This window comes from Zobellia nedashkovskayae (assembly GCF_015330125.1).
GTDB lineage: Bacteria > Bacteroidota > Bacteroidia > Flavobacteriales > Flavobacteriaceae > Zobellia > Zobellia nedashkovskayae.
Genome location: NZ_JADDXR010000002.1, coordinates 580,902 through 605,750 on the forward strand (window position 1 = coordinate 580,902; position 24,849 = coordinate 605,750).

The window sequence follows — 24,849 nt, forward strand, 5'->3', positions numbered from 1 at the left end:
CCACTCGCCAAGAGCCATTTGTCTAAAAACCTAACCTCAAATTAAAATGATATTATGAAGAAAACTTCTCTTTCAATTTAATTAAATCTAATCCCCCATAATTACCGGAACTCATTAAAAGTAATACGGAGTTGTCATAATCTTGACTAAAGACAAAATCTTTAAAACTCTGCGCATTAGTGTAAATCTTAAGGTCTTTACGTTCAAAAGCTTCCGAAATTTGTTCGGGCGTAACTTCCTTTAATTTTTTAATGGCAACAGACTCTGGCAAATAGAAAATCACCGCTTCGTCAGCAGCATCCAATGCTCCTTTGTATTCCTTTAAAAACTCAGGATTAAAACTACTGTATGTATGCAATTCCAAACAGGCAATTAGTTTCCTGTTCGCATATTGTTCCTTCACTGCTTTTGTAGTTGCCGCCACTTTACTTGGTGAGTGTGCAAAATCTTTATACGCTACGGAAGTTTTTCCTTCTGCAATTTTCTCTAGTCGCTTTGAGGCTCCTGAAAATGTGGCAATAGCCTCATAAAAATCATCTTCATCTACACCCATATTCTGGCAAATCCATTTAGCTCCTGCTAAATTGCTCAAGTTATGTTTCCCAAAAACTTCAATAGGCATGGGGCCTTCTGGAGTTTCTAAAAGTGTAGTTCCATCTTCAATTGTATATTCTGGTGTCTTATATGGTAGTTTACGAATGGTATTTTCCGAAGCTTCAACTACCTTTTTAACTTCCGAATCTTCTACGTTATACGTAATGCTTCCACCTTTAACTATGCTGTCTACAAAAATCTGGAACTGCTCAACATAAAACTCAAATGTTGGAAATACATTAATATGATCCCAAGCTATTCCGCTTAAAAGAGCAATGTTCGGCTTATACAGATGGAATTTTGGTCTACGGTCTATTGGAGACGAGAGGTACTCATCTCCTTCTAAAATCATAAAATCATTATCCTCGGTCAGATGTACCATGCGTTCAAAACCTTCTAACTGGGCACCCACCATAAAATCTACTTCCTTATCATGGTAATTCAACACATGAAGAATCATAGAGGTAATCGTAGTTTTTCCATGGCTACCACCTATAACAACACGGGTCTTATCTTTTGCGTGCTCATATAGAAACTCTGGGTAGGAATATATTTTTATACCTAGCTCTTGGGCCTTTAGCAATTCAGTATTATCTGCTTTTGCGTGCATACCAAGAATTACAGCATCTAAACTTTCATTTATCTTTTCTGGATACCAGCCAAAACTTTCGGGTAGAAGACCCCTTTTCTCCAATCTAGATTTAGAAGGCTCAAAAATAACGTCGTCACTTCCTGTTACGACATCACCTTTATGTGCTAAGGCTAAAGCTAAGTTGTGCATGGCACTACCACCAATTGCAATAAAATGAATCTGCATAAACGCTGAATTTATGGCAAATATAGGCATTGATTTCACGAAAAAAAATATCAAAACAGCTTCCGACGAACTACACAAATTGCCGCCAAAAGTTTAAAAACATCGACAAAATGCACTATTTCTATCCACTCCTGCTACGTTTTTAATAGGATTCACCCTTCAAACATTCACTTTTACAACATTTATTCACTTACACCTATTACCCAAGTTACATTTGCTCTGAGGCAAGATGCATCCTGTCTCCTAACATTACAAAATGACCAACCAAAATTACATGAGAACCATTCTTAAATGGGCTCTACCTTTTTGCTTGCTTCTCTTTTCCGCAAATGCCGTGGCGCAATGCGCAGGCACAGATGCTTCTGTAATTGTATGCTCAAAAGATGCCGATGAGGGCAATAAGACCTATAACCTTTTTACGCAACTAGGTGATAACCCTACTCTTGGTGGATCTTGGTCTACCAACGACCCGGCAAATTTTTACGCACTTGATCGTGATACCGGTATCGTTAACCTTTGGGATGTTAAAAACTCTGGTTTGCACGAGTTTACTTATACAAATACCTGCGGTGGCTTGACGGAGTCTGCGGTTGTTACCGTAACACTTGGAGGATATCCGGGAGAAGATAACATAGACGGTTCTGCAGATGCCTGCGGCGATGACAATAACGTAAACCTCCATGGTTATATAGGAGATGAAACGGATGGGAAGTTCCAAGATTTTAATGGCGTTTGGGAAGCTATTACCCTAGAGGCGGCACCATTTCTTTTACTAAACTATTTTGATGCCGAATCTGCTGGAACGGGAACGTATGAATTTACACACACAGTACCTGCAGTTGGCTCTTGCCCAAGTAGACTGGTAACATTATTACTAGAAGTCCAAAGACCAGCGAATTCTGGAATAGGCTCTAATTTAACTTTATGCACAACAGATGACCTATCTGGCTATACCAACTACGATTTAAATAGCCTCCTAGAAGATGAAGATATAAATGGCACCTGGTCAGAAGGCCTTGATACTGACCAACTATCTGACCTTACGGACCATCTTATAGATATTGAAGCTATTAGAGACCGTCATACTTATGGCACCTTCACCTTTACTTATACCGTATACCCATCTCATGCGGTTTGTGACATTAATAGAACAGAAGTAGAAATAACTATTCTTCCCACATTTAGGGGAACAATTACAGCTCCTAACTATTGTGTAGACCCTGATAAATACTTAGTAGAGATAAGCGATTACGACGACACGTTGATCCCGCCCGACACCTATTCCGTAACATACCTATTGACCTCTTCAAACGGAAATACAGGAGAAACTACCTCACTACTGCTTAACCCAGACCGTACTGGTTCATTTGAAGTTGATGCCAACTTAGTTCAAAAGAACGTAACCACAACCTTATCCATAACTTCATTAGGAGACAAAGTTTGTCCCGATATTCAGGTATCTCCAATAGAGTTTATTGCAACAGACCCTATAGCCATAGTAACGGACACCTGTGAAGGCGAAGAAGTTTCGGTAAGCTTAAGCGATATTTTTGACCCTTCTTTCACCCGTGCAAACGGAATTTATGATGTTAATTATACCATTACCGCGCCAAGTAATTCAGAAACAACACACACCGCCAGTGCTATTAATTTTACCGCTGGTAGTGCAACTTTTACCATACCAACCGAACAAATTACCGAAACTGGCGAATACACCTTTGATTTTGAAGTAGATAATGGATTCCCAATGGAATGCGATATTTCAGATACTGCAATAATTACCGCTATACCAGAAGCTATTCAACTTGACATATTGGTAAACAATTCATGTAACGCTACTGAAATTGATGTAAATGTAAACGCCCCTGCACTGTCCGATGGAGAATATATTGTGACTTATGAAGTAGTTTCACAAGAAACCAATACCGTATTAATTGATAATACAATAATCTTTATTGGTGGTACCGCAGACTATCAAATTGATGTGGCTACGCTTGAACAGGGTAATTATACGATTACCGTAAAAAGTACGCAGGATGATACTACACCATGCCGACTATTATTCAACTTTGAAGTGAATGAAAATTTTGCCGTTGAAGGCGTTCCTGCTTTACCGGAAGCCGAAGCTGTCCAAACTATTTGCCTTGCCGCCTTCCCAACATTAGCACCAACCTTGCAAGATATTAAGGTAAGCGCCACTGGCGAGATGATGTTTTATGACACGGCAACAGATATGGACATTCTCCCAATAGATACAGCACTTATTGACGGTGAGGATTATTTTATATCCAACATAGACCCATTAAACAATTGTGAAGGTTCAGATAGAATTCAGGTTACGGTAATCCTTTCGGATCCGGAAATGCCAATGTTATTCAACGGAAACCCTACATTTTGCGGTTCAGAAGATCCGTCAATAGATAATCTAAGTTCTAGTGTAGCTAGTAGTAACACCATTCTTTGGTTTGAAACAGCAACCGGTGGAACTGTATTGGACAATACTACAGCATTAATTGACGGAAAGAGTTACTATGCCGGAACAGAGGTTGATGGAAAATGTCAAAGTTCTATGCGTATTGAAATTATCCCCATGATATATGAACTAGAGCCAGCTACTTTAGAATTTTCCACACTGGCACTTTGCGGATTGGATAATCCTTCGATACAAAACCTAAGGGATGTAGAAAACAATTCCTCTTACGATGTGCTTTGGTACGACACTCCCGCAAACGGTATTCCTCTAGAAGAAGATGTTTTATTAATTGCCGGAACTACCTACTATGCAGAAAGTTTCAATCCAGACACCGGTTGTATGAATCCAGAACGAATGGCTATTACAATTGACCTTACCAATTGTGAACCAGAAGAATATGGCTTCTTTATTCCTGATGGATTTTCACCTAACGGGGATGGTAGAAATGACACATTTTTTATACCGAACATAGAAATCATCTTTCCTGAATTTACATTAGAAATTTTAAATAGATACGGAACAAGCCTATTCAAAGGCGACCAAAATAACCCCGCTTGGAACGGAAATAATGGAAATAGCACTGCCCCAAATGGCGTCTACTTCTACATTATAGAATATAATAAGGAAGGTCATAACCCAGTACAGGGCAGATTGTACCTCAACCGCTAAACCATGAAAGATATAAAACGATATTTTATTTTTCTGATGTTGGTGTGTGCTGCGGCCCATGGGCAACAAGACCCTCAATACACCCAGTACATGTACAACATGAGCGTGGTAAACCCTGCGTACACTACTAATGAGCAAGGTATGCTCAATTTTGGTGCACTGTATCGCTCACAATGGAAAAATGCAGTAGGCAGCCCTAAAACCCTGACTTTTTTTGCCCATGCCCCCATGAGCGATAAAATTGAAGTGGGGCTTTCTTTTATTACTGATAATATTGGTGATGGCGCGTTAAAAGAAAATAATATCTATGCCGACTTTGCCTATATCCTGAAGTTAGATGACAAGAGCAATCTCTCATTAGGTCTTAAAGGTGGCTTTACCACTTTTGAAACCAACTTTAACGGCTTTATGCTTCCAGAATTCCAAGATGACCCTGCTTTTAACGAAAACCTGAACAGTACATTCCCTAATGTGGGTGTTGGTGCTTTCTATCATCGTCAGAATTTTTATGCAGGAGTTTCCGCACCGAACTTACTGACAACAAAACATCTTGAAAATAAAGATGGAATTAATAGAGTTGGTTCTGAGAATATACATCTTTTTCTAACCTCTGGTTATGTTTACGAACTTAATCCAGATTTAAAACTAAAACCTTCCGTTCTTGCTAAAATGGTTCAAGGATCTCCTTTTACAATGGATGTATCACTGAATGCGCTTTTTTTAAATCGATTTGAAGGCGGATTATCCTATCGTTTGGAAGACTCGGTAAGTGCTATGTTTAATATTGCGGCCACACCAGCTTTACGAATAGGCTACGCTTACGATTACACCTTATCAAACCTAAGCACCTACAGTTCTGGTTCCCACGAAATATTTGTTCTTTTTAATCTCGATTTACTGGGCCTCGGCAAAGGATACGACAAATCACCTAGATTCTACTAAACATGAAAAAATTCCTCTTCATATGGTTTATTCTGGGTATTACGGTATCAACCTTTGCCCAACAAGAACTGAAACGAGCAGACACCTATTTTGAGCGTGCGTATTATAGTGACGCTATTCCGCTATACGAGCAAATGTTGCCAAGTAACAAGAGTTCAAAGCTCATAAAAAACCTTGCCGACTCTTATTACCACACTTTTGATATGAAGGCAGCCGCACGTTGGTATGGCTATCTAATTTCTAATTATGGCGAAAACACAGATGAAAGCTATTATTTTAAACTAAACCAATCTTTGAAAGCTATTGGTGAATATGAAAAAGCACAAAAAACACTTATTGATTTTTATGTTGAAAAAGATCAGAACGATAAGGTGATTCAGACTGAAAGAAATTTCAAGTATATTAAAAACGTGCGTGCTATTGGCGAACGTTTTAAAATTGAAAACCTAAATATCAATTCCACTACGTCCGAATTTGGCGCGGCCAGAATAGACTCTAACTTGGTGTATAGTGCTTCCCGAAAAAAAACCAAAACTTTACCCAAGCTTTATAGATGGAACAATGAGAATTACCTTGACATATATTCTCACCCTATAGAAAAAATAACACAGGGCGATAGCCTTAGCATGCCGTTAAGCAGCGCTATTAATTCAAAAATGCACGAGGGTACTTTTACCATTACTAAAGACCGAAAAACAATCTATTTCACGAGAAATAGTAAAAAGAAAACCGAGAAAGATAAAATCAGTAATCTAAAAATATATCGTGCCCAATATGTAGATGGTGCTTGGAAAAACATAATTCCCCTACCCTTTAATAGTGATAATTTTTCTACGGAACACCCAGCTTTAAGTCCTGACGAAACAAAACTTTATTTTGCATCAGATCGCGAAGGTGGCTTTGGTTCTTTTGACCTCTATGTTGTACTTATTCAAAAAGATGGTTTTTTCGGAAATCCCGTCAATTTAGGAAAGGAAATAAATACGGATAAGAAAGAACAATTCCCATTTCTTGACGAAGACGGCAACTTATATTTTGCATCCAACGGTCACCCTGGTTTTGGGTTATTAGATTTATTTCTTTCAAAAACAGAAAATGGAAAATTTAAATCCCCGGACAATCTTGGATTACCTGTAAATAGTGGTTATGACGATTTTTCTTTGTCACTAGACCCTAATACCAATAGAGGTTATTTTTCATCCAATCGTCCTGGCGGAAAGGGTAGTGATGACATTTATTCGCTATTGGAAACCAAACCACTTCTTATTGAAGACTGCAAGCAGTTAATTGCGGGAATTCTAACGGATAAAACTACCAAACTTCCTTTAGCCAATGCTACAATAGAACTTCTGGATGCCAGTGGAAAAATGATTGAAAAAATCATCACTTCTGCCGATGCTTCTTATAAATTTCAAATCGCTTGTTCCAACCAATATACCATAACAGCCCACAAAGAAGGTTACGAGGATAATTCTAAAATCATTATTTCAGATACGGAAAGGAATGCGACAATAGACGGTTCCCTAACACTGTATTCAGTAAAAGAAAGAGAAGCTTTAAAAGTCAAAAAAGCTCTAGCTAAGAAAGAAGAAACAGAAAAATTGGCCTTAGCCAAGGCCGAAAAGCTAAAAGAATTAGAGAAAGCAAATGAGTTAGAACGCATACAAAAAGAGAAACAGGTTGCTATAAAGCAAAAAGCTGACCTAGAGAAAGAAGAGCGTGAACGTCTTAAGAAAATTGAGGAAGTCATTGCCACTGAAGAGGCCATTGTTAAAGAAAACGAGCGCATAATTATCAAAACCGAAGAAATTCATTTTGACTATAGCCTTTGGTACGTAAGACGCGAAGCTAGAGAACGTTTAGGAAAGGTGGTTGCTATAATGAAGCAGAACCCGGGTATGGTCATTGAAATTGGTACGCATACAGATATCCGAGGTAATGAGGAGTACAATCGTGACCTCTCACAAAAGCGTGCAAATTCCGCAAAAGAATTCATGGTCAAAAATGGTATTACAGCAGACCGCATTATTGCTAAAGGATACGGAGAATCTCAACCCATCGTAAAATGTGAAACCGAAGAAAGCTGTTCAGAGGAAGACCATGAATGGAACAGAAGATGCGAAATGGTAGTTGTAAAGTGGCAATAAGTTTTCTTAAAAACAAAGGCATTTAGATTCTAATAAACGTTAATAACCCAAACCAAGCTTGGCCCCAAATCATAAATATGGTTTGGGGCTTTTTCATTTCTGTCGCTATTCTTTCTATCTTCGTTAGACAAACTCTTCACTATGAACCTATCGAATATTCCTTCCAAAGAGATTATACCAGGTTATCACGGTAAACTGGTACATTCAGAAAACATGTCGCTTGCTTTTTGGACCGTAGAAGAAGGTGCCATTGTACCCGAACATGCCCATATGAACGAGCAAATAATGCACGTGCTGGAAGGGCGTTTTGAATTTACACTTAATGGCAATACAAAGGTTTATGAATTAAATGACATTGTTATTATCCCACCTCATAGCCCCCATAGTGGCAAAGCACTTACTCCCTGTAAACTTATGGATGCTTTTAGTCCGGTTCGTGAAGAGTACAAATAGAAAACAGAATTAAACATTCCCCATAAATCTTATATTATGAATATATCATTAGAAGGTAAAAAAGCACTAGTTGGCGGTAGCTCAGGAGGAATAGGAAAAGCCATAGCACAACAATTAGCTGAAAGCGGAGCCAGCGTAACACTCATGTCCCGTAGTGAAGAGAAACTTAAGAAGATAGTAGCAGAACTACCTACTAACCAAGGTCAGAACCACGATTACCTAGTAGTTGATTTTGCCGATTTCCATGACTACCGCGAGAAAATTTATAACTATTTCGTTACTAATACAGTTGACATCCTTGTTAATAACACCCAAGGCCCTGCTGCCGGAAGTGCCTTAGAAAAACAGACTGTAGATTACCAAGAAGCATTTAATTTGCTATTTAAAACTGTAGCATACACTACTGAACTCGCCCTAAAACATATGAAAGCAAATAAATGGGGAAGAATTATAAATGTAGCTTCTGTATCCGTTAAAGAACCCCTTTCTTATTTAGCACTTTCAAATACCATAAGGGCAGCTGTAGTTACTTGGGGTAAATCATTGGCCAACGATGTAGGGCAATATAAAATAACAGTGAACAGTGTTCTGACTGGTTATTTTGACACTGAGCGCATCGCACAACTAAACTCTAAAAAAGCAGAGCAATTAGGGATTTCAGAAGATGAGGTCCTTGCAGATATGGAATCTAAAGTTCCTGTTAAGCGTATAGGAGACCCTAAAGAATATGGTTATCTGGTTGCCTTTTTAGCTTCAGAAAATGCGGCCTATATTACAGGTACTCAAATACCAATTGACGGCGGACTTTTAAAAAGTTTATAATTGTTTTTTTACGATAATTTAGAAATCCTATTCCCTCACCGAATAGGACCGCTCACTCATTTATAGTTTTTATTGGCATCCATTTTGCTCAGTTTTGTTCTGTAATTTTATACTATGAAAAGATTATCCCTCATATTCACCGTAATTCTTTTTTCACAAATGCTACAAGCACAAGACAACGGAGATTCTTATACATCACTTTGGAAAGAAGTGCAGAAATTGGAGCGTGAAGACTTGGCTAAATCGGCTTTAAAACTGGTGGAAACCATTTCATCTAAAGCGGAAAAAGAGAACAATTCGGAGCAGGTTGTAAAAGCATTACTATTTGTTTCAAAATATGCGATGACCTTGGAAGAAGATGCGCAATTGAATATCATTAATCGTTTTAAAGCAGAAATAGAAAGGGCTGAATTTCCAACGAAAAACATTTTAGAAAGTTATTTAGCCAATCTCCATTGGCAATATTTTCAACAAAACCGTTATCAGTTTTATGACCGCTCTAACACAGAATCTAAAGTAGACAGCGTTGATTTTAGAACTTGGGACCTTAGTACGTTATTCCACGAAATAGACACCCATTTTCAGGCATCATTAGAGAATAAAAAAGAGCTTCAAGAAACCAATTTAAAAGGGTTAAAAGAATTATTAAATCAACAAAAAGGTTCAGAGACCTTCCGTCCTACGCTTTATGACATCCTTGCTCACACAGCACTTCAGTTTTATAAAACCAATGAAACCGCTATTACTCGCCCAGCCGATAAATATGAGATAAACGATTCTGAAACCATCTGCGAAGCATATCAATTTGCACATCATGATATAAATACCAATGATGATACTTCCCTACAAGCCAAAGCGCTGAAGGTATATCAGGAACTGATTCAATTTCATTTTGATGAACCAAAGTTAGAACCTTTGGTTATGGCCGATATTGAACGATTAAACTTCGTTTACCAAAATGGCACTTTTGAAAGCAAAGAAACGCATTACGAAGAAACCTTAAAAAATTCTGCCGAACATCTAAAGCACAACCAGATTTCAGCTTTATATAGTTATGAATTGGCCCAACTGTACTATACACAAGGGCAAACGTACCAACCTGACACGAAAGAAGAGACACGTTGGAAAAGTAAAGAAGCCCTTGCGTTATGTGATGAGGTTATTGCTAGATTTCCTGACAGTATGGGGGCAGAAAAATGCAAATCACTCCGGCTGCAAATCCTTACTCCCAGTCTTTCCATAATTACGGAACAACATGTTGCTGTAAATCAGCCTTCAAAACTGTTAGTCAACTATAAAAATCTATCCTCTCTACAACTGACTGCTTACGCTGTAAACAACAATGACTATAAAGAACTAGAACGTCTCTACCCTCCAAAAAAACAGTTATCATTTATAGAAAAATTGAAACAGGTTGAAAGTTGGTCAGCTACACTTAAAAATGAAAAAGACTATCAGCAACATGGTATGGAAGTGCTGCTTCCTGCTTTAGAAAACGGACAATACATCATCTTGGCTTCCCCTGAAAAGGAAAATAACGAAAGTTTTGCGTTTAGTAAGATTCAAGTAACTGACATGGCCTTGGTAGAAACCAATGGCAACTCTGAACAACGATACCAAATCATTAACAGAACTACAGGAAAACCTGTTTCTGGGGCCGATTTGACCTTTATTTATCTTAAAAATTATAACAAACCCTATCTGACCAAAAAAGAGCGTACAGACAAAATGGGGTTTGTAACCATACCGCTAACAACTGAAAATTGGAACGATGTAAAAATTGAGGTAAATCATAATGACGAGAAAGCTTTCTTTGGAGAGTATTATGTAAACGGAAAGCGAGAAACAAACACGCTCAATACCATTTCAAACCAACTTTTCCTATTTACTGATAGAAGTATTTATAGACCTGGCCAACCGGTCTACTTTAAAGGAATCCTGATGGAAACTTCTGAAGAAAAATCGAAGGTAGTGGCCGATGAATCTGTATCCGCTGTTCTTTATGACGTGAATGGTCAAGAAATAACTGAACTTGAATTTACCACAAATGAATTTGGTTCTTTTAACGGTGAATTTATATTACCAAGTTCTGGACTTACTGGAGAATTTTTTATTGAAGTAGATGCCTTTTCAGGGACTGCCAATAAAACGCAGTATATCTCCGTAGAGGAATACAAACGCCCTAAATTCATAACCTCTTTTGAACCTGTAACCGAAACGTATAAAGTAAATGATAGCATTACCGTAACAGGCATTGCTTCGGCTTACGCCGGAAGTAAAATTACCAATGCTAACGTCAGCTACCGAGTTAAACGAGCCGTATACTTTCCCCGTTGGTACTATTGGCGCATGCCCTATTATAATCAGGCTCCTCAAGAAATAGCCCACGGAGAAACCACTACGGATGCTTCGGGCAGTTATAACATATCATTTAAGGCTTTACCAGACACTAGTCTATCTAAAGAAAACCTACCGACTTTCAACTATGAAATTACGGCAGATGTAACCGATATCAACGGAGAAACTCACAGCACCACCACTTTTGTATCCGTAGGTTATCATTCCGTCATTGCCAATATATACGTCTCCGAGCAATGGAACAAAGATAAGAATGAGGATAAAATACAAATTTCCACAACTAATCTTAATGGACAATCTGTGCCTTCTAAAGGGACATTAAAAATGTTCAAATTACAGGCGCCAAAACAAGTTTTAAGACGAAGAGCATGGCCTGCACCCGATTACAAAAATTGGAACCAAGAAGAATACAGTAATCTGTTTCCTCATGAAGCATATAACAAAGAAGATGATGCCGTTAACTGGGAGAAAGGTAAATTAGTCTGGCAGAAGAGTTTTGACACAGAAAAGTCTAAAGAGTTTAATCCAAAGAACCTTAAAAATTGGGTGTCTGGAAAATATATAATAGAACTCGAGACCAAAGATAAATTTGGGCAAACAGTAACAGAAAAAGCCATAACCACGCTTATTAGTGACAACGATAAGAAATTGCCGGACAACCGCTTGTTTGAAGTCAAAACAAATAAAACCGAGTATAGCATTGGAGACAAAGTAGAGGTTACATTTTATTCCAACTCAGAAGACCTTACCGTGACGGTATTTGTTGAAAAGGAACAAAAAATTATAGACACTCATAAAATACATCTAAATCAAAATTCAAAATCTTTTACGGTTCCGGTAACCGAAAACGATTTGGGTGGTTTTGCCATTAATTACACCTATTCTGCCTATAATTCATTTGATTCAGGAACAATTTCTGTTTCCGTTCCATATCCTGAAACCCAGCTCGAAATTGAAACCACCACTTTTAGAGACAAACTGCAACCAGGAACCGATGAAACTTGGTCGTTTAAAATTAAAGGACCAGAAGGCGAAAAAGCTTCGGCGGAGTTATTGACCAGCATGTATGATGCCTCTCTAGACTCTTTTAAACCACATTATTGGAATTTTCATCCACTTGACCGAAGTTCCTATTACTCCTCCATTTATGCCAACGCACACACTAGTTTTGGAACAAATTCATTCCGAACGCATCTTATCAGAGAGAACTATAATTATACGCCTCAGGGGTATGATTCTTTTAACTGGTTTGGGTTACATTTTGGTTATGGTAATTACTTTGGTAGTAACCGAACAAAACAATTAGCGAAGAGTGCAGCAGCTCCTATGAGCATGATGGAAAATGATGGCGCTAGTCTGGATGAAGTCGTAATTACATCTTCTGAGGTTTCTGAAAAAAGTGAGATGGATATGGCACCTCAAAATTCTACTGAAGACAAATCTAACAGCAAGAATGACCCTGAACCTGTTCAAATCCGTAAAAACCTTCAGGAAACGGCATTTTTCTTTCCTGAATTAAGAACAGATAAAGAGGGTAACGTTTCTTTTAACTTCACAACACCAGAAGCGCTTACAAAATGGAAATTGCAATTACTAGCTCATACAAAATCTTTGCAAAGTTCCGTAAGAACGCTTGGCACCGTCACTCAAAAAGAATTAATGGTAATGCCCAACGCACCCCGTTTTCTTCGTGAAGGTGATGAAATAACCATAAGCACTAAAATTGCCAACTTAACGGATAAGCAATTATCCGGACAAGCGAAACTTATTCTTGTTGATGTTATTTCGGGAAAGGATATTTCAGAACAACTAATCGATTCTAAAAAACAAAATTCGTTTACAGTAGATTCTTTAGGAAACACCCAAGTTTCGTGGCAATTGAAGATACCTGAAAATCTACAAGCCGTTCAATATACGGTTATAGCGAAAGCAGGAGATTTTAGTGATGGCGAACAAAATGTTCTTCCTGTTTTGACTAACCGCATGTTGGTGACTGAAACCCTCCCCATGTGGGTACGGAGTAACCAGACCAAAACATTTGTTCTGGATAAATTAAAAGATAACACCTCAACTACGCTAAAAAATCATAAGCTAACTTTAGAAATCACTTCAAATCCGGCATGGTATGCTGTACAGGTACTCCCCTATCTTATGGAGTATCCTTATGATTGTAATGAGCAAACGTTTTCTCGATACTACGCAAACAGCTTGGCAAGTCATATTGCAAATTCAAATGAAAGAATCAAAGCTGTATTTGACCAATGGGCAAACTCCGATGCTTTGCTTGGCAATCTTGAAAAGAACGATGAACTAAAGTCGCTATTAATTCAGGAAACTCCTTGGCTCAGAGATGCACAATCCGAAACAGAACAGAAAAAACGAATTGCCCTACTGTTTAACCTTAATAAAATGAAGAACGAGGAAACTCGTGCACTTAATAAACTAAAGAATAATCAGAAAAACTCCGGTGCATGGGCTTGGTTCAACGGCGGACCTGATAACAGATACATTACACAGCATATCATAACAGGTATGGGCCATTTAAAGCAACTAAAAGTATCGTCCGCCTTTCTAGAAAATCAATCCTCTATCAAAATAATAACCGAAAAAGCAATTGCTTATTTAGACGCTGAATTTGTTTCAGAATATGAGCAAATGCAAAAATACGCTTCCAACATCGATAATGACCATTTGAGCCCTATGCAAATTCATTATTTGTATATGCGAAGCTTCTTTAAGGATATAAAAACCTCAAAGCAAGTCGATAAAATTAAGGCATACTATCTAGCTCAAGCTAAAAAATACTGGACCAAGAAAGGACTATATTCAAAGGGCATGTTAGCTCTTATCTTAAACAGAGCAGGAGACACTACTACTTCCAAGAAAATTTTAAAAGGATTAAAAGAAAATAGCATCGTTTCGGAAGAATTGGGCATGTATTGGAAAGAAAATACAGCTTCTTGGTATTGGTATCAGGCTCCTGTTGAAACACAAGCGCTTTTAATAGAAGCTTTTGGAGAGATTGAAAACGACACAAAAACAGTTGACAATCTTAAAATTTGGCTCTTAAAGAATAAACAGACTAACCAATGGTCTACCACAAAATCTACATCTGAAGCAGTTTACGCGTTATTGCTACAAGGTAGCGATTGGCTTTCAGTGACCGATGCGGTAAACGTTACTTTAGGAGGTTCCGAAATAAACCCTGAGAAGCTAGAAAATGTAAAAACTGAAGCAGGAACAGGTTATTTTAAAACCTCTTGGAACACCAATGAAATAAAGCCGAATATGGCAGAAGTTCAACTGAGCAAAAAAAGTAACGGTATTGCCTGGGGAGCCCTGTACTGGCAATATTTTGAGGATTTAGATAAAATAACCACGGCAAAAACACCTTTGCAACTTAAGAAAAAATTGTTCCTGAAAAAGAATACGGCTACTGGTGAGAAAATTTCTGAAGTCACTGAGGCTACTCAATTAAAAGTAGGCGACTTAGTCCGTGTACGCATAGAACTGCGTTCTGACCGGGATATGGAATTTGTTCATATGAAAGACATGCGAGCGGCCGGTTTTGAGCCCGTAAATGTAATTTCTAGTTTTAAGTGGCAAGATGGTTTGGGCTATTATGAAAGTACTAAGGATGCGAGTACCAACTTCTTTTTTGATTACCTACCAAAAGGAGTATATGTCTTTGAATACGATGTACGCGTAAATAACGCTGGGGACTTTAGTAATGGCATCACAACCATACAAAGCATGTACGCCCCAGAGTTTTCTAGTCATTCTGAGGGAGTACGGGTGGAGGTTGGTGATTAAGTGTGTCTTATGAAAAAGGGAGTTTACAAACTCACCGTAGGCCATAATAATTTGTAGAGAATAACACCTAAAATAAAACCGGTGCCTAGACCACAAAGAATAACGATGAGAATCATCTGATTAGAAGATTTTTGAGATAAAATATTAACCAGAGATATAGGCGACCCGTTTTTACGGACTTCAAACCTGTTTAGCTTCTCGCCTTTAGAAATATCTCGTTGCGCAATCCAATATCTATTTTCACCAATAGTAAAGGTATGTTCTGTACCTACTTCAGTTATTTTTTTAGAAACGGTTCTACCATCCAATAGAATTTTTTCTTTTCCAAAGAATGTGTGAACCACTTCAATTTTATGGTTATCAATATAATAAAGCGCTAGCTTTAGCATTGGGGACATTTGCGTTAAAGTTCAGATAGGGGGTAGAAAAATCTCCTTTATAATCTAGGCTCTCACCGTCAATTTTAAGAACAGAAAGGCATAATTATTATTAAAGAATGTTCGAAAATATGGAATAATATAATATCTACACAGAAAATTTTCAAATACTACTACACCATACATTCCAAAACGAAAAGATAAACAGTCTACTGTTCTATTTTTTGGGAGGATATTTAGAGAAAACCTTTGCAGCTAGGGCATGTAATTTTTCCTCACGTGTTTCAGGGGATACATTTTCTTTGAAATTGCCCTGACCTTGCCCCTGCCAAAAGAGTTCATCCTTTTTGGCATCAACAAAATCAAACCGGATTTCCCGTTCAAGTTTTGGTTGCCCTACAGGTATACCTACAGATAATCCACCACCAACACTTCTGCCCGTACCACCAACTCCTAAACCAACAGTGTTATTACTAGCTACTTCAAAGGACTCACTATCTATATTTATAAAAAAATCTGGATCTTCAGAAAAACGAATACCTTTTGCTTGCATTTCTGCGTTAACGGCATGCAACAATCGTTTGGTATCAAGCTCGCTAAGGCCTGTATTCATATCAGGATAATAATTATAAGTACTGTAATTGGTGAAATCGGTTCCCTTGTCATAATCATAGTTCACCCTAATCGTATTGCAAGAAGCCAAACACAAAACCAACACCAAAGTAAATACATTCTTCATAGTTTCGTTTTAAAGTAAATTTAAGGAATTATAATCAGGCTGAATTTAACAACCAATCAGGCCCTCCTAACTATTCAACATAGCCCAAAGCTTATCTTTTAATTCCATAATGCCCTGTTGCGCCACTGAAGAAATAAATATATACGGTGTACTATCTAAATCTTTATCTAGTTCTATGCGCATTTCATCCATAAGCTCCTGATCCAACATATCGCTTTTAGAAATAGCTATTAAGCGTTCTTTATCAAGCAATTCAGGGTTATATCTTCTTAGTTCGCCAAGTAAAATTTCATACTCTTTACCAATGTCTTTACTATCCGCAGGTATTAAAAACAACAGGGTAGAATTACGCTCTATATGTCGTAAAAAATAATGACCTAATCCTTTTCCTTCTGCAGCACCTTCTATAATTCCAGGAATATCCGCCATCACGAAACTCTGAAAATTACGATGTTCCACAATACCCAAATTGGGTTTCAGGGTTGTAAATTCGTAAGCTGCAATTTTTGGTTTTGCTGATGTAATTACTGATAATAAAGTAGATTTACCAGCATTAGGAAAACCTACAAGACCAACATCTGCCAGTAACTTCAACTCAAGAATAACCTCTACTTCCTGTCCAGGAACACCGGGTTGGGCATATCTTGGAGTTTGATTGGTACTGGTCTTAAAATGCCAGTTACCTCTACCACCCATTCCGCCTTCTGCCAAAATACGTTCTTCGCCATGCTCCGTGATTTCGAACAACACTTCTGCTGTTTCTGAATCCTTTACCACCGTACCTAATGGAACATCTAAGTATACATCTTCGCCATCTGCACCAGAACTACGGGATTTACTACCGTTACCGCCGTGACCAGACTTAAAATGCTTTTTAAACTTAAAGGTTACAAGCGTCCATAAATTATTATTTCCTCGTAAGATAATATGACCTCCACGACCGCCATCTCCTCCATCCGGACCGCCCTTGGTAATGAACTTTTCCCTATGCAAATGCACAGAGCCCTTTCCTCCTTTACCAGATTCCGCATTAATCCTAACGTAGTCTACAAAATTACCCTCAGTCATAAAATATTCTCAATTATATATTGACGACAGCCAACATTTCCGCAAAAATACGCATTTCGCATGAAGCTTAAACAAGCTATGCATTTAGAAGTTAGCCTTATAAAGCCAAAAAGAGAGTTGAAACAAGCCTAATCTGCAGTTTAGACCTGTTCAACTCTCCTTAAGATACTATTAGAAATCGAGAGCGTACTAAAGCTCCTCGATAACCTTTGCCAAGCGATGGGTTATTTCATCTATGGCACCAATACCGTTTACACTGTGAAATTTATTCTGAGCCTCATAAAAATCTTTTAAAGGCGCTGTTTTCTCATTATACTCATCAAAACGATTGCGTATCTTAGATTCGTCTTGATCATCACTACGACCGCTAACCTTACCTCTTTCCAGCAAACGCTTAATAAGAACTTCATCATTTGCTTCTAAAGCGATAGTTGCATCTATTTTCATTTCTTTTGTGGCCAAGAAAGCATCTAAAGCTTCTGCTTGAGCAGTTGTACGAGGAAAACCGTCAAAAATAAATCCGCTTGCATCTGGATTTTTCTCAACCGCATCTTGCAACATTTTTATAGTTACTTCATCAGGAACCAAATCGCCACGATTAATGTAAGATTTCGCCAATTGCCCTAGTTCAGTATCATTTTTCATATTGTAACGAAAAAGATCTCCTGTAGAAATGTGTTTCAGGTTGTACTTATCCTTTAAAAAATCAGCTTGGGTTCCTTTTCCGGCACCCGGTTTCCCGAAAAGCACGAGATTGATCATATGTTTTTGGTTTAATTGGTAAACTTCTTTTAGATTTCGGCCTAACTCGTTATAATCCAGACCATATCCCACAATAAATTTATCAGGTATATCAATACCTATATAATCAATGGTATACTCACCATTGTATATTTCAGACTTATAAAAAAGACTTGCAACCTTAAATTCCTTAACGTTGGCCTTTGAGAAAAGATGTATTAATTTTTTGAGCGTACGGCCCGTATCTATTATATCTTCAAGAATAATAACACTACGGCCTTCTATATCTTCAGAAACATCTAAGAGGGTCTCTACTATACCAGTAGATGTCAAACCCTGATAGGAGCTTAATTTCACAAACGACACTTCGCAAGGATGTTGATATTCCTTCAGAAAGTCTGATACGAACATAAACGACCCATTAAGTACCCCTACAAAAATTGGTGTTTCATCCTTATAATCAGCGGCAACTTGTTCGGCAACTTTTTTTACGGCTGCTTTTATCTGCGCTTCGCTCAAGAACGGTTTAAAATGTTTATCGTGTAGCTTTATCACATCGCATTTTTAAAGAACGGCTAATATACCACTTTGATTTTGCTTTTTTGAACACACACCTTGCGTTTTAAGAATTCGATGTATTTTTGCATCAGTTCAAAATCAATTGCATGTCAACAGATAATTCATCGGAGTACTTTTCTTCACAGTTTAAATTGGGGATTTTAGGCGGTGGCCAGCTCGGTAAAATGCTCCTTTACGAAACCCGTAAATTTGATATTCATACCGTGGTTATGGACTCTTCCGCAGAAGCTCCTTCAAAAATTGCGTGCAATGAATTTGTACTGGGCGACCTAATGGATTTTGATGCCGTTTACAATTTAGGGAAGCAGGTGGATGTGCTTACCATTGAAATTGAAAATGTTAATGTAGATGCCTTAGAAAAACTGGAAGATGAAGGTTTAAAGGTTTTTCCGCAAACCAAAGCACTTAGAATTATCCAGAACAAAGCAAAACAAAAGCTTTTTTATGTGGATAACAATATACCAACAGCAGATTTTCAAAGATTTGCCTACAAGAGTGAAATAAAAGATAGTATCTTAAATGGTGCTTTAGATTTTCCTTTTATTTGGAAAGCTGCGCAATTTGGTTACGACGGACAAGGGGTAAAAGTTGTACGTAAGATTGCAGATTTAGACGAACTTCCTATGGGCGAATGTATTGCCGAAAAGATGATCGACTTTAAAAATGAACTTGCCGTTATTGTTACCCGTAGTGTTAGTGGTGAGGTAAAAACATATCCCGTGGTAGAAATGGAATTTCACCCAGAAGCCAATCAAGTAGAATATGTTATCTGTCCCGCTAGAATTAGTGATACCGTTGCCCAAAAAGCTCAAGAAATAGCGTTGAAGGTTTCAGAGAAAATACAACATGTTGGTCTTTTGGCCGTAGAACTTTTCCAGACTAAAGATGACCAAATCATAGTTAACGAAGTTGCTCCAAGACCCCACAACAGTGGTCATTACAGTATTGAGGCTAGTTACACCAACCAGTTTGAGCAACATCTTCGCGCTATTTTAGACCTTCCATTAGGTGATACAAAAAGTAAGGTTGCCGGTATTATGGTAAATCTAGTAGGCGCCGAAGGCCATACGGGTGAGGTCGTTTATGAAAATATGTCCAAAATTTTAGGAATGGAAGGAGTAACTCCTCATATTTACGGCAAAAAACAAACCCGCCCTTTTAGAAAAATGGGTCATGTAACCATAGTAAACGAATCTATTTCCGAAGCTCGCAAAATTGCGCAACAAGTAAAGGAAACTATTAAAGTGATAAGCAAATAATCATATGAGTAAAGTAGCCGTAGTAATGGGCAGCACTAGTGATATGCCCGTAATGCAAGACGCCATAGACATTTTAAAGGGATTTGACATTGAGGTTGATGTAGATATCGTTTCTGCGCACAGAACTCCTGAAAAACTTTTTGATTTTAGTAAAAATGCACATACCAATGGTTATACCGTAATTATTGCCGGTGCCGGTGGTGCAGCTCACCTTCCTGGAATGGTAGCATCTATGTCTCCTTTACCCGTTATAGGTGTTCCCGTAAAAAGTAGCAATTCTATAGATGGTTGGGATTCTATCTTATCCATTCTTCAAATGCCCGGTGGTGTTCCTGTAGCAACAGTAGCTCTAAACGGAGCAAAAAATGCCGGTATTTTGGCGGCCCAGATTATAGGAAGCTCGGACAAATGCGTTCTTGACAAGGTTATTTTATATAAAGAAGGCCTAAAACAAAAAGTAATAGACGGTGCAAAATCCGTCAGTGGTAAGAAGTAACATTTAGGTTATTAAAAATTACAATTCATGAATTACCCTTCACTTATAGGTTTTATAATTGGTGTGTTGGCTATTATTGCCCTAGCTTTTATTGAGCGAAGAATCAATAACCCCTATTTAAAAAGTCTCTGGAGAAGCGCTTTATTTTTCTTCTCTATGTATGTATTGATACTTGTTCTGGTTTTCTTTCGTTGGAAATACTATGAAATGCAACTAAGTACTTTTGACCTTAATGCAGATGGTAGCATTGGACTTAAGGAATATACAGACCAATACAGATTTGTTAGAGATAAAGTAATGAGCGGAGCCGATCGCAACTTTGCTTTTGTAACCGGAGCTGCATTATCTTTTCTTTTAGCAGGTCTTGCACTTATGCTAGACCTTATTAACACTTGGATAAAGTCTAAGAACAACCCCATAGAATCTTAAACCAAAAAAAACTTACGTCAGATGAATCCTTTATTGACACCTTTTGATACCGCCCCATTTTCAAAAATAGAAAATGCGCATTTTAAGCCTGCTTTTATACAAGCTATGAAAGATGCAAGAGCAGAAATAGACCAAATAACGGCCAACAAAGCAGAGCCTTCTTTTGAGAACACCATTGAAGCATTGGAATTTACAGGTCAGCAGTTAGATCGTATCTCCAGTGTTTTCTTCAATTTAAATTCTGCCGAAACCAATGAAGAGATTCAAAAGATAGCTCAGGAAATCTCCCCTTTACTTTCTGAATTTAGTAATGATATTACGCTAAACGAAGCTTTGTTCAAACGTATAAAAACCGTTTACGATCAAAAAGATTCATTAGACCTTACCATAGAGCAACAAACTTTACTTGACAAAAAATACAAGAGTTTCAGTAGAAATGGAGCCAATTTAAACGATGATAAGAAGAAACGTCTGCGTGAGATTGATTCAGAGCTTTCTAAATTAAAACTGAACTTTGGTGAAAACATACTAGCTGAAACCAACAAGTATGAAAAGCACTTGACCAACGAAAGTGATTTAGATGGTCTACCTGAAGGTGAAAAAGAGGCAGCTGCTCAAATGGCGAAATCTAAAAATAAAGAGGGTTGGGTGATAACTTTAGATTACCCAAGTTATATACCCTTTATGAAATATGCCAAAAACCGTGAATTACGCAAAGAATTGTCATTGGCTTTTGGCAGTAAGGCTTTCCATAATGATGAGCTTGACAACCAAGAAAATGTACTTAAAATTGCCAATTTGCGCTTTGAACGTGCTAATTTATTGGGCTACAAGACCCATGCGCATTTTGTACTAGAAGAACGCATGGCAGAAACTCCAGAAAAAGTACACGAGTTTCTAAATGAGCTACTGGTAAAAGCAAAACCTGCTGCAGGAAAAGAGTTTGCCCAACTTGAAGATTTTGCAAAAGAACTAGACCATATAGACCGATTAGAAAAATGGGACGGTAGTTACTACTCTGAAAAGCTGAAGCAAAAATTATTCAACTTAGATGATGAAAAACTAAAACCTTATTTTAAACTAGAGAATGTAATTTCAGGTGTTTTTAAAATAGCTGAGAAATTATTCGACCTTCGTTTTGAAGAAGTCACGGATATAGACAAGTATAATGAAGAAGTAAAGACTTATAAGGTTTACGATACTTCTAACAACTTCATTTCTGTTTTCTATGCAGACTTCCACCCTAGAAAAGGAAAACGTGGTGGCGCTTGGATGACTTCCTACAAATCTCAATACCAACGTAACGGAGAAAATGTACGTCCGCATATATCAAATGTTTGTAATTTTACCCGTTCTACACCTAGTAAGCCTTCTCTTTTGACTTTTAATGAAGTAACTACCCTTTTTCATGAATTTGGACATGGATTGCATGGTATGCTGGCAAATACGACCTACCCTAGCCTTTCAGGTACTTCTGTTTTTTGGGATTTTGTAGAGTTACCTAGCCAGGTGATGGAAAACTGGTGTTATGAGAAAGAAGCACTAGAACTTTTTGCTACTCATTACGAAACAGGAGAAGTAATTCCGATGGAATTGGTTCAAAAAATTAAAGAATCGGCTACTTTTCAAGAAGGTATGCAAACGCTTCGCCAACTTAGCTTTGGCCTTTTAGATATGTCTTGGCACGGAATAGACCCTACAGGCATTACGAACGTAAAACAGCACGAAACCGAGGCTTTTAAAGGCACCAATCTATACCCTGAAACACCAGAGACTTGTATGAGTACCGCTTTTGCCCATATTTTCCAAGGCGGGTATTCTTCTGGATACTATAGCTATAAATGGGCTGAAGTTTTAGATGCCGATGCTTTTGCATATTTTAAAGAAAAAGGTATCTTTAATAAAGAAGTCGCTACTAAGTTCAAAGATAATGTGCTTTCAAAAGGTGGTACGGAAAACCCAATGGTTCTGTACAAGCGTTTTAGAGGTGCTGAACCCAAGGTAGAAGCCTTATTGGAACGTGCTGGCCTATTGAATTAAAACCATCAATATGTAATCCACAGAAAAAAAATTAAAAAAATATACCAAGATTATGTTTTGTAAGTTTTTTCTTATATATTTACGTAACATAAGTAGGTTGAAAAGGTTATATCAAAAGTAATTTTTTTAACGGTTTAAAAGAGGGTGTGGGGACGCCCTCTTTTTTTATTCCCTAAAACCAAAAGACTAACAATAGGTTAAATTATTACTATTTCTTCCGTTTCCACTAATCCATCTCAGTTGGTTTTCAGAACTTCGCAAAAAAACAAATCATGGTTATATTTGTAGATATGGACGAGGTGATTGCAGACACCTATGGAGCACATATAGAAATTTATAATAAAGAATTTAAAGAAAACCTTCCTTTAGATATCTTCCATGGAAGTGAAGTTTGGCATAAAGTTCCTGAGGACAGACAACAAAGTGTAAGAGACCATGCAAGAACAAGAGGGTTCTTTCGTAATCTTAAGCTCTTACCCAATGCGCAAGAGGTACTACAAAAACTTCATGAAAAACACGACGTGTACATTGCATCGGCAGCTATGCAGTTTCCCAATTCATTGGAAGAGAAATCAGAATGGTTAGATGAGCACCTTCCTTTTATTCCATGGCAAAACAGAATACTTTGTGGGAACAAGCATATTTTACGTGGCGATGTTCTTATTGACGACCGCAGCTACAATCTTAAAACTTTTGAGGGTAGGCCCTTATTATTCACATCTCCTCACAATGTAAACACTTCTGGTTTTGAAAGGGTAAATAATTGGCTAGAGATTGCAGAAAAATTACTCTAGTTGCTTTTATTCGCAATAAAAGCATCGTAACCACCTTCTAAATTCACAACCTTATCAAACCCAAGAGAATCTAGCACATACGCCGCTTTGGCACTACGCCCGCCCATTTTACAATAAACATACACAGGTCGTGCCCTGTCTATCGTATCAACGTTTTTTATAAAATCGGCTTCAAACCAGTCAATGTTTACTGCATTATCCAAATGCCCTTCACTGAACTCTTCTGGAGTACGCACATCCATTAAAATCCCCGATTCTATATCATTCTGTGAAAATTCTGTGATATGTTTTCCATTACTTTGAACACAACCTAAGTTTATAACAAGCAAGGTTACAAGTAAATAGTGAAATTTCATAGGTTTTAAGTTTAATCAAAAATACTAATTATGGCGGCGTTAAATTATATTTCGGGGAATGAAAAAAAATTAAAGATCATTAAATCTAATTCCATTACTTTTGAGGACGACAAAAAACGTATGGCAGAACACCAACTAATGCCCGATAAATGGGTTGACTTATATGCAGATTACCTTTTCAACTACGCAATAGGCCGTATTAGCGATGCCGAAGTGGCAAAAGACCTTGTTCAAGAAACATTTATGGCCGGTTTAAAATCTGCCAAAAACTACAAGGGAGATGCTGCAGAACGCACTTGGCTAATTGCTATTTTAAAGCGAAAAGTAATTGACCATTACAGAAAAACCAACTCCAAAAAAGGAAAAGCAGAAGTGCGAATGAACTATAGTTCGCAAACTGATGCCGAAGGTGATTGGTTAGAAGAACAAGTTGCCGACCCATTTAGTTCCTTCGAAAACAGCGATATAGAAAACGAAGAATTGGGACTTGCTATTCAATCTTGTATTGCTCAACTACCCAAAAAACAAGCTTTGGTGTTTACCATGAAAACTATTCAAGGAGTTAGTACCGAAGATATTTGTAATGAGCTCGATATTAATCCGTCTAACCTGTGGGTAATGATACATAGAGCTAGAACAGCTTTAATGGGTTGCCTTAATCAAAATTGGTTTTAAACTATGATTTCTTGCGACAAAGCCGCCATAATTTGCAATAAAGCCCAATACAGGGAAGCAACTTTTATGGAAAAAATCAAATTACGTTTTCACCTATTTATGTGTAAAACATGTTCTAAAGCAACAAAAGAGAACACTCAATTAACGTCCCTATGCCAAAAGGCAGACCTTCACAGCTTAACCGAACAGGAAAAGTTGAAAATGAAGC

General features: G+C 37.7%; 18 protein-coding genes. 12 read left to right on the top strand and 6 right to left on the bottom strand.

Annotated elements, in window-relative coordinates:
• Nucleotides 1-52: 52 nt before the first annotated feature.
• Nucleotides 53-1,411, bottom strand: a complete 1,359-nt coding sequence (locus IWB64_RS02520) for a UDP-N-acetylmuramate--L-alanine ligase (protein ID WP_194532521.1) — start codon at nucleotides 1,409-1,411, stop codon at nucleotides 53-55.
• Nucleotides 1,412-1,685: 274 nt separating this feature from the next.
• Here IWB64_RS02520 and IWB64_RS02525 point away from each other — a divergent pair, with 274 nt between their 5' ends.
• The 6 genes from IWB64_RS02525 (at nucleotide 1,686) to IWB64_RS02550 (ending at nucleotide 15,088) form a co-directional block, all read left to right on the top strand.
• On the top strand, nucleotides 1,686-4,553 hold the full coding sequence (locus IWB64_RS02525; RefSeq protein WP_194532522.1) for a gliding motility-associated C-terminal domain-containing protein: 2,868 nt from the start codon (nucleotides 1,686-1,688) through the stop codon (nucleotides 4,551-4,553).
• A 3-nt stretch (nucleotides 4,554-4,556) separates the two neighbouring features.
• A complete protein-coding gene (locus IWB64_RS02530) occupies nucleotides 4,557-5,495 on the top strand; it encodes a PorP/SprF family type IX secretion system membrane protein (protein ID WP_194532523.1) in 939 nt (312 codons plus the stop codon).
• 2 nt (nucleotides 5,496-5,497) lie between these two features.
• On the top strand, nucleotides 5,498-7,642 hold the full coding sequence (locus IWB64_RS02535) for an OmpA family protein (protein ID WP_194532524.1): 2,145 nt from the start codon (nucleotides 5,498-5,500) through the stop codon (nucleotides 7,640-7,642).
• 141 nt (nucleotides 7,643-7,783) lie between these two features.
• Nucleotides 7,784-8,095, top strand: coding sequence for a cupin domain-containing protein (locus IWB64_RS02540; RefSeq protein ID WP_194532525.1), 312 nt, complete (start codon nucleotides 7,784-7,786; stop codon nucleotides 8,093-8,095).
• 36 nt (nucleotides 8,096-8,131) lie between these two features.
• Nucleotides 8,132-8,917 carry an SDR family oxidoreductase gene (locus IWB64_RS02545; protein ID WP_194532526.1) on the top strand — a complete coding sequence of 262 codons (786 nt, stop codon included), beginning with the start codon at nucleotides 8,132-8,134 and terminating at the stop codon, nucleotides 8,915-8,917.
• A 114-nt stretch (nucleotides 8,918-9,031) separates the two neighbouring features.
• Nucleotides 9,032-15,088, top strand: a complete 6,057-nt coding sequence (locus IWB64_RS02550) for an alpha-2-macroglobulin family protein (protein WP_194532527.1) — start codon at nucleotides 9,032-9,034, stop codon at nucleotides 15,086-15,088.
• Between the two features lie 23 nt (nucleotides 15,089-15,111).
• Here the strand turns inward: IWB64_RS02550 and IWB64_RS02555 are convergent, their stop codons facing one another.
• The 4 genes from IWB64_RS02555 to IWB64_RS02570 form a co-directional block, all read right to left on the bottom strand.
• On the bottom strand, nucleotides 15,112-15,477 hold the full coding sequence (locus tag IWB64_RS02555; RefSeq protein ID WP_194552266.1) for a hypothetical protein: 366 nt from the start codon (nucleotides 15,475-15,477) through the stop codon (nucleotides 15,112-15,114).
• 205 nt (nucleotides 15,478-15,682) lie between these two features.
• A complete protein-coding gene (locus IWB64_RS02560; RefSeq protein WP_194532529.1) occupies nucleotides 15,683-16,204 on the bottom strand; it encodes a DUF4136 domain-containing protein in 522 nt (173 codons plus the stop codon).
• Nucleotides 16,205-16,270: 66 nt separating this feature from the next.
• Complete coding sequence (obgE, locus tag IWB64_RS02565) at nucleotides 16,271-17,272, bottom strand: GTPase ObgE (RefSeq protein ID WP_194532530.1); 1,002 nt, start codon at nucleotides 17,270-17,272, stop codon at nucleotides 16,271-16,273.
• A gap of 189 nt (nucleotides 17,273-17,461) precedes the next feature.
• On the bottom strand, nucleotides 17,462-18,568 hold the full coding sequence (locus IWB64_RS02570; protein WP_194532531.1) for an adenylate kinase: 1,107 nt from the start codon (nucleotides 18,566-18,568) through the stop codon (nucleotides 17,462-17,464).
• Between the two features lie 110 nt (nucleotides 18,569-18,678).
• Here IWB64_RS02570 and IWB64_RS02575 point away from each other — a divergent pair, with 110 nt between their 5' ends.
• From IWB64_RS02575 to IWB64_RS02595, 5 genes are all read left to right on the top strand, one after another.
• On the top strand, nucleotides 18,679-19,851 hold the full coding sequence (locus IWB64_RS02575) for a 5-(carboxyamino)imidazole ribonucleotide synthase (RefSeq protein ID WP_194532532.1): 1,173 nt from the start codon (nucleotides 18,679-18,681) through the stop codon (nucleotides 19,849-19,851).
• 4 nt (nucleotides 19,852-19,855) lie between these two features.
• On the top strand, nucleotides 19,856-20,347 hold the full coding sequence (gene purE / locus IWB64_RS02580; RefSeq protein ID WP_194532533.1) for a 5-(carboxyamino)imidazole ribonucleotide mutase: 492 nt from the start codon (nucleotides 19,856-19,858) through the stop codon (nucleotides 20,345-20,347).
• Nucleotides 20,348-20,374: 27 nt separating this feature from the next.
• Nucleotides 20,375-20,776 carry a hypothetical protein gene (locus IWB64_RS02585; protein WP_194532534.1) on the top strand — a complete coding sequence of 134 codons (402 nt, stop codon included), beginning with the start codon at nucleotides 20,375-20,377 and terminating at the stop codon, nucleotides 20,774-20,776.
• A gap of 21 nt (nucleotides 20,777-20,797) precedes the next feature.
• Entirely contained in the window at nucleotides 20,798-22,816 is a 2,019-nt protein-coding gene (locus IWB64_RS02590; RefSeq protein ID WP_194532535.1) for a M3 family metallopeptidase, read from the top strand.
• A gap of 272 nt (nucleotides 22,817-23,088) precedes the next feature.
• The gene (locus IWB64_RS02595; RefSeq protein WP_194532536.1) at nucleotides 23,089-23,610 is read left to right on the top strand and encodes a 5' nucleotidase, NT5C type; all 522 of its coding nucleotides are present in this window, start codon (nucleotides 23,089-23,091) and stop codon (nucleotides 23,608-23,610) included.
• Here the strand turns inward: IWB64_RS02595 and IWB64_RS02600 are convergent.
• A complete protein-coding gene (locus IWB64_RS02600) occupies nucleotides 23,607-23,966 on the bottom strand; it encodes a rhodanese-like domain-containing protein (protein ID WP_194532537.1) in 360 nt (119 codons plus the stop codon). The genes IWB64_RS02595 and IWB64_RS02600 overlap by 4 nt on opposite strands.
• Nucleotides 23,967-24,086: 120 nt before the next feature.
• On the opposite strand from IWB64_RS02600, the gene IWB64_RS02605 reads away from it, so the two are divergent.
• Entirely contained in the window at nucleotides 24,087-24,641 is a 555-nt protein-coding gene (locus IWB64_RS02605) for a sigma-70 family RNA polymerase sigma factor (RefSeq protein WP_194535784.1), read from the top strand.
• Nucleotides 24,642-24,849: the final 208 nt, after the last annotated feature.

Coding starts and splice junctions, on each gene's coding strand:
- IWB64_RS02600 (WP_194532537.1), bottom strand. CDS start 23,966: ATGAAATTTCACTATTTACTTGTAACCTTGCTTGTTATAAACTTAGGT.
- IWB64_RS02540 (WP_194532525.1), top strand. CDS start 7,784: ATGAACCTATCGAATATTCCTTCCAAAGAGATTATACCAGGTTATCAC.
- IWB64_RS02525 (WP_194532522.1), top strand. CDS start 1,686: ATGAGAACCATTCTTAAATGGGCTCTACCTTTTTGCTTGCTTCTCTTT.
- IWB64_RS02535 (WP_194532524.1), top strand. CDS start 5,498: ATGAAAAAATTCCTCTTCATATGGTTTATTCTGGGTATTACGGTATCA.
- purE (WP_194532533.1), top strand. CDS start 19,856: ATGAGTAAAGTAGCCGTAGTAATGGGCAGCACTAGTGATATGCCCGTA.
- IWB64_RS02585 (WP_194532534.1), top strand. CDS start 20,375: ATGAATTACCCTTCACTTATAGGTTTTATAATTGGTGTGTTGGCTATT.
- IWB64_RS02595 (WP_194532536.1), top strand. CDS start 23,089: ATGGTTATATTTGTAGATATGGACGAGGTGATTGCAGACACCTATGGA.
- IWB64_RS02560 (WP_194532529.1), bottom strand. CDS start 16,204: ATGAAGAATGTATTTACTTTGGTGTTGGTTTTGTGTTTGGCTTCTTGC.
- IWB64_RS02545 (WP_194532526.1), top strand. CDS start 8,132: ATGAATATATCATTAGAAGGTAAAAAAGCACTAGTTGGCGGTAGCTCA.
- IWB64_RS02555 (WP_194552266.1), bottom strand. CDS start 15,477: ATGCTAAAGCTAGCGCTTTATTATATTGATAACCATAAAATTGAAGTG.
- IWB64_RS02575 (WP_194532532.1), top strand. CDS start 18,679: ATGTCAACAGATAATTCATCGGAGTACTTTTCTTCACAGTTTAAATTG.
- IWB64_RS02520 (WP_194532521.1), bottom strand. CDS start 1,411: ATGCAGATTCATTTTATTGCAATTGGTGGTAGTGCCATGCACAACTTA.
- IWB64_RS02605 (WP_194535784.1), top strand. CDS start 24,087: ATGGCAGAACACCAACTAATGCCCGATAAATGGGTTGACTTATATGCA.
- obgE (WP_194532530.1), bottom strand. CDS start 17,272: ATGACTGAGGGTAATTTTGTAGACTACGTTAGGATTAATGCGGAATCT.
- IWB64_RS02530 (WP_194532523.1), top strand. CDS start 4,557: ATGAAAGATATAAAACGATATTTTATTTTTCTGATGTTGGTGTGTGCT.
- IWB64_RS02590 (WP_194532535.1), top strand. CDS start 20,798: ATGAATCCTTTATTGACACCTTTTGATACCGCCCCATTTTCAAAAATA.
- IWB64_RS02550 (WP_194532527.1), top strand. CDS start 9,032: ATGAAAAGATTATCCCTCATATTCACCGTAATTCTTTTTTCACAAATG.